Raw genomic sequence first — 5,396 nt, forward strand, 5'->3', positions numbered from 1 at the left:
GCTAGGTGTACCCTTTAAGTAAACGCCACCTTTATAAAGAGGAGATGTATATGATGCGCTTGTAGTTGCTCCTTTCGTTTTTAAAGTCAGATAATTGCTAATCTTTGAACCGTCTAAATTAGTAGCCCAAGCATTGATATAGCGAGAACTATTAACATTACTGGAAGTATTTGTATATGCAGAAACACTTCTTGTGCTTCTATCCTTTCCACCCATACCACCCGTCTGTGTTCCTGACGTCGTAAACGCAAATGTAAATGGTTCAGTTGCTGCATAACAAACATTTCCGAATAAAAACAATAATAGCATGACTGCGACAATGAACTTAAAACTTTTCTTCATATTATAATTCTCCTTTCTGCTTAACCTATGGTAACTTAAATAACCTAAAAAATTTGAATCTACTTTTTTTTACCTTATCCCTCCTCCACTTCTCTAAAAATAATGTTTTTGCATGTCTAATGATAATATAATTATATTAAAATTAACGACTAATGTCAATATAAATACTTAATATTTTGTTGTCCAATCATCATAAATAAACTAAATATAATTCATTGTAAATGACTGACAGAAGTATTACTTATTCCATAAAATTATAAATTAAATTTTTCAAAAAATACCCCTCCTCGTAAACGAGGGGGGTAACATACATACATTTATTTATCACCAAAAACCTTCTTAATAGCTTCCAGATAAGCCATCCCATTCACCGTATCCGGTTCCAGGTAGCTTCCTTCCGTCCACTCATTCCACGCATTTATCGTACAGATATTGAAGCTTTTATCTGATTGATCCAGGAACTTTTTGGCATCACGCAGCGCTTTTTCAAATTCCATAGGGTTATTATCCATGTACACCGGATAATATGGATAGCCGATACTGTCAAACCGGTCTGTCTGCACGGTTCTCGGTGTGGAATCCCAGCCTACGGTCACGTTGGGAATATAGGGAAGGGGATACTGATTTTGCAGTCTGGCGTGCTCATCTTTACATATTTCCCGCATTTTTTTATAGGAAGTGTCCGGAAAATGTTCGAATTCGATATGGTGGACCCATACATAGCTGGTGACACTGTCTATTCCTAAATATTCAATGATTTCATTTGGATTGGTCAGAGTATTTTCCGTAGGAAGGGTTTCGATTCCCCATACTACAGCATTTAAGTGCAGTTCACCAAGCCCTCTCTCCCTCACTCTTGACCGAAATTCTTCTAATACCCTTTTTGTGTTCTCTAGTCCTCCCAGCCCTTTTATGAGGCTCATCATTTCATAGATCGAAAAATATAACCTGCCGTCTACTTTCCAATAAGATGGATGTACAAAATAGGTATCGATTATGTGGTCTGTTGCCTGGATAAATACTTCTTCAGAGACTTCGCCTTTCATTCTCACCGGATAAGGCTGATATCTGGTCGCCGGATGTATTTCCAGCCAGTCATGATTTGCCCACATAATTGCAAATTTTAAATCTTTGTTATTTTCTGCCTGCAGATATCCTTCTTCCAGGCATCTATCCAGGAATGGACCTTCCTTATGCCAGTACCAGTCAAATATAAATGCACTTAACCCGTGGCTTGCCGCCGCTTCAATCTTTTTCTCCATTACTTTGGGATCTGCTTCATTTTGATATCCCCAGAGCGGTACCTTAGGCTGCACATGCCCTTCAAATCTGGGCTTTGCATTTTTTACCAGTTCCCATTCATTCCACCCTTCCCCGTGCCATTCCTGCACTCTGTCATCATAGTGGTAATTCGGGAAATAATATGCTGCTACTTCGTATTGTTTCTTCATCTTGTAATTCCTTTCTGATTTAAATTTTAATTGTTTCAGTTCTTGTAATGTATCGTTGAATGCCTGGATTTACCAGACAACACCCCATACTCGGTAACGGGTTGACCGCTGCGCCTTACGCATTGCCCTGGAAGCTTCCTATTGTATGTCCCCCATTCCATCAGACGTTCTTTCTCTGTCTCCATTAGCCCTTGACTGCTCCTGCTGCCCCTCCCTGATAAAACTGTTTCTGAAGCAGGATGAACAGCAGGATCGGCGGCACTACCGCTACGACCAGCATTGCGTAGATTGCACCGAAATTCGTCTGATGCTCATTTACAAAAGAGTAAACAGCCAGGGTAATCGGTTTTTTCTTCTCAGATGAAATGACCATAAGAGGCATTAAGAAATCGTTCCATACGTATACCAAAGTGGTCAGCGCATATGTGACCATAACCGGTTTCATAAGTGGAAACAGAACTTTGAAAAAACGCTGTAAATATCCGCATCCGTCAATAATTGCCGCCTCATCCAGTTCTCTGGGAATCCCCTTAATGAATCCTGTGAATAAAAGTATTCCCATGGGGATCTGGGTGGCTGCATAAATCAGCACTAACGCAGTCTTGGTATCTTTTAAGCCAAATTTCAGAATAATACTGTAAATGGAAGGCAGATTGGCTACTACCGGAATCATCATGGCGCTTAAGAATAGTAAGTACAGAAAAGAAAAATATTTTTCTTTTCTCCTTGCCAATGCGTAGGATGCCAAAGCGCATAGAAGAATATCAATGGCTATGGTAAAGACCGATATAATACCGGAGTTGGCAAAACTTCTCACCGCTGTATCATTTTGAAATACCGCTTTGTAATTCTCCAGGTAGAATCCGGAGGGGAGAGAAACCATTTTGTTCACCTCTCCCGGGTTCTTGAAGGAGGACAAAAACATGTATAAGATCGGCAGAATAATCAATAATGCAATTAAATAAATGAAAACATATTTTAAAACGGGTATTGTTTTTCTCCTAACCATCTTAATATTCCACCTCCCTGCTTCTGGTTATTTTCAGTTGGATAACCGTTACCGCAGCTATAATCAGGAAGAAAATAACTCCGATGGCACTTGAATATCCAAATCTTTCATATAGAAAAGCATTATCATAAATTGTCATACTGATTGTCTTGCTGGCATTAATCGGTCCTCCGCCTGTCATAACAAAAGGTAGATCGAACAGTCTCAGCGCTCCTGTAATGGAAATAAATACATTGACCGTAACCGATGGCATTAACAGAGGCAAAGTGATATATCTGAATTTCTTAAATCCACAGGCACCATCTAACATACCAGCCTCGTATACATCCTGGGAAATACTGCTTAAGCCTGTCATGAAGATAATCATGCCGTATCCTGCCCACTGCCAGGTATTGATGAAAATCAATACATTTTTGACGATGTTAACATCTCCCAGCCAGTCCACCCGCAGCCCCTCTAATCCGACCTTAGACAGCACCTCATTAATGATTCCTGCATACTGGAAGAAATTAACCCAGGTAAGAGATACGATTACCGGACTGATTATGCAGGGTGCATAGATGATTGCTCTCAATACATTCCTTCCCTTTAGTTTTTCAAATAAAAAGATTGCCAGCATCAATTGTAGAACAATACCAATTACAACTACCAATACGGTAAAATACAAGGTATTGCCAAATGTCTGAAGCACCTCAGTATCTTTGAACACCTGAAGGAAATTGTCTAGCCCTACAAAATTAAAATTCTTACTAAAACCATTCCAGTCTGTTACGGAATATCCCAAAGTCATCAGCAATGGAATATACGTAAATATTAAAAATAGTATCAATGCCGGTACTGTTGCAAACACTCCATATGTCTTTTCTTTTTTACTGTTCACCATTTCACCTTCTTATCAATCATTATTTATTCCGATACAACCACCGATGATTTAATTTTTTCAAATTCTGTATTTAACTTCTGTAATTCTGTTTCTGCAGGAGATCCAGCAAGTATGGATTGCAGTCCGTTTTCCATCATGGTCATAAATCCTGCCGGCATGGTAGCTTTCTGGCTCATGATGATTTCATATTTATCACTGGATAATGCTGCCACATAGCTTTCCAGTACCGGATCCACTTTGTAGTCGATTGGCAGGAAATTCGTTAAGGACTGGGAGGTAAGATATTCACTTAAATTTTCTTCCTTGGTAAACCAGTCATACAGCTTTCCTGCTGCTTCAGCATTTTTGGTGTTTGCCGAAATTACAATGCTTCTGTCTGAGGAACCGGTCATATATACCTTGCCGTCCGTTTCGTCTACCGGGGTAATGAAGCATCCCAGTTCGAACTCTTCGGGGTCTGCATTTTTGATTTCATCCAGCCCTGGTACCCAGGTTCCCTGAGGCAGCATTGCTGCTTTTCCCTCTACAAAATAAGTAACGGACTGTGGATAAGTCATGGTCAGAGATGATTTTCCAATATAGCCTTCCTGACACATTTTCTCCGCCAGTTCGAATTCTTTTTTAAACAGCTCGGATGCCTGTTTCTCTCCGTTGTAAAGTGCAAGCCCCCATTCCGGTGTGTCTTTTAAGTAATCCCCAAATTGTCTGCTTCTGAAAAACATTTCAAAGGTCCAGGCATCTTTGTCGCCAAATACAAATGGCTCTACTCCGTCTGCTTTTATTTTGTCCGCCGCTGCCCAGAGTTCTTCCATGGTTTCCGGCTCTTTCAGATTCAATTTTTCAAAGTATTTCTTATTATAGAAGATCGGATCCGGTCCGCCCTGGGTACAGACCGGGAAACCGTACTGTTTTCCATCAATGGTATACAGATCTTCTAACGATTTGGATTTCGCCAGAGTCTCCTTTGACGGGCGGCCGCTTACATCCATCAGATACCCTTCTTTTACGAACTTTTCATACTGTGCCGGCTGGATTAAAAATACATCCGGGGCATCATCGGAAATCAGTCTGGTCTTAAGTAGCTTATCGTAATTGGTACCGTCCACTGCTTCTACTTCTACCTTGATATCCGGATTCTCTTCCATGAACTTTTCAATAAATGCCTTGTCCTCTCCTCCGGTCATCCAGGATACAAATCGAATTGTGGTTTGTTCACCGGTACCGCTGTTTTCTTTTGCCGCCTGAGACTCACCGGCTGCCTGGCTTTCACTCCCTTTATTGGAATCTGCTTCTTTTCCGCAAGCTGCAGCGCTGGTAACCATAATTGCGGCCAAAATGATTGATATGATTTTCTTTTTCATGTAAATGCCTCCTCGTTTTAATTTTTTGTTGTTTGTTGATCTGATTCTATTATAACGAATATCTGACATCTGCCGAAATAGGTCATTTTTAATAAACGGTGGGTTATTTTATCACAGGCGGGCGAAATAGATCATGCGGCTTAAATTTTCAAATGTGTTCTCCGATCCGAATGGCGGGTTCTGTAAAGACCGCTGTAAACTAGAGCGTGTTTGATAATTGCAGGTTACAGATATACAACGAACAATTTAAGTCTTTACTTTGTAAGAATATAGTGAGCACATGTGGTTAAAACACTAAATTTGGGTTTTGCTGAGTAAGGACGCTTTGTATAAGATAGGTAGTGTACGAA

Annotated in this window: 5 protein-coding genes; all 5 read right to left on the reverse strand. The window is 40.3% G+C overall.

The features are described from left to right. A partial coding sequence (locus ACH2DQ_RS22990; protein ID WP_395028492.1) for a hypothetical protein occupies positions 1 to 342 on the reverse strand: 342 nt, incomplete at its 3' end. 317 nt (positions 343 to 659) lie between these two features. After that, positions 660 to 1,793, reverse strand: coding sequence for a glycoside hydrolase family 99-like domain-containing protein (locus ACH2DQ_RS22995; RefSeq protein ID WP_394913058.1), 1,134 nt, complete (start codon positions 1,791 to 1,793; stop codon positions 660 to 662). A 184-nt stretch (positions 1,794 to 1,977) separates the two neighbouring features. Continuing rightward, positions 1,978 to 2,802, reverse strand: coding sequence for a carbohydrate ABC transporter permease (locus ACH2DQ_RS23000; RefSeq protein ID WP_394913057.1), 825 nt, complete (start codon positions 2,800 to 2,802; stop codon positions 1,978 to 1,980). A gap of 1 nt (position 2,803) precedes the next feature. Continuing rightward, positions 2,804 to 3,685, reverse strand: coding sequence for a carbohydrate ABC transporter permease (locus tag ACH2DQ_RS23005; protein WP_394913056.1), 882 nt, complete (start codon positions 3,683 to 3,685; stop codon positions 2,804 to 2,806). A 23-nt stretch (positions 3,686 to 3,708) separates the two neighbouring features. Next, on the reverse strand, positions 3,709 to 5,046 hold the full coding sequence (locus ACH2DQ_RS23010; protein WP_395028495.1) for an ABC transporter substrate-binding protein: 1,338 nt from the start codon (positions 5,044 to 5,046) through the stop codon (positions 3,709 to 3,711). Positions 5,047 to 5,396 lie beyond the last annotated feature (350 nt).

The organism is Robinsoniella sp., from assembly GCF_034124845.1.

Coding starts and splice junctions, on each gene's coding strand:
- ACH2DQ_RS22995 (WP_394913058.1), bottom strand. CDS start 1,793: ATGAAGAAACAATACGAAGTAGCAGCATATTATTTCCCGAATTACCAC.
- ACH2DQ_RS23000 (WP_394913057.1), bottom strand. CDS start 2,802: ATGGTTAGGAGAAAAACAATACCCGTTTTAAAATATGTTTTCATTTAT.
- ACH2DQ_RS23005 (WP_394913056.1), bottom strand. CDS start 3,685: ATGGTGAACAGTAAAAAAGAAAAGACATATGGAGTGTTTGCAACAGTA.
- ACH2DQ_RS23010 (WP_395028495.1), bottom strand. CDS start 5,046: ATGAAAAAGAAAATCATATCAATCATTTTGGCCGCAATTATGGTTACC.